We start from the raw sequence: 534 nt of genomic DNA on the forward strand, positions 1-534 counted from the left end.
CAACAGTTTTCACCCTGCTTCCCAGATGATTATCGATAAGCATCGAAAGACCTGAGTTTTTAAATGACTCAATAACAAAATTAAAACCTCCAAAAGGTGTGATTTTTTCAGATGAATTCGTAATTTTTATAAATCTTATTAAGGATGTGTGGTAACACCTAAATAAGTGGAAAAAAACGAGCCAAAAAAGCCTGAATACAATTAATTCAGCCACTTTTTTGGCTTTTTTAATTATTCACTTGCGGATTTAAGGTAAATATTAATATTTGAAATAATGCTTTTTTTATTATTTGATATCTTTTATTTTGGCTCTATGTGGAATATAGTGGGTAGTCGAATTTGAGTTTCCCAGAGATAAAGTAAATCATATTAATAAAATTGGATATATTCCTGTAACCTCTAGCTCTTTTTTTTGCTAGTTGAATTTTTGAATTTATTCCTTCAAGAACACCATTTGTTAAATTAGTTTCTGTGTAAGTAATAATACCAAACCAATGTGCTTGAATTGTCTTAGCCGCTTCAATAAAAGGGAAT

Annotated in this window: 1 protein-coding gene; it reads right to left on the reverse strand. The window is 29.4% G+C overall.

The genetic code is table 11. The annotated features are described in order from the left end of the window. Window positions 1-311 precede the first annotated feature (311 nt). On the reverse strand, window positions 312-534 hold a 223-nt coding region (locus tag MM239_RS20895), incomplete at its 5' end, for a transposase (RefSeq protein ID WP_241350261.1).

Source organism: Belliella filtrata (assembly GCF_022549775.1).
Lineage (GTDB): Bacteria > Bacteroidota > Bacteroidia > Cytophagales > Cyclobacteriaceae > Belliella > Belliella filtrata.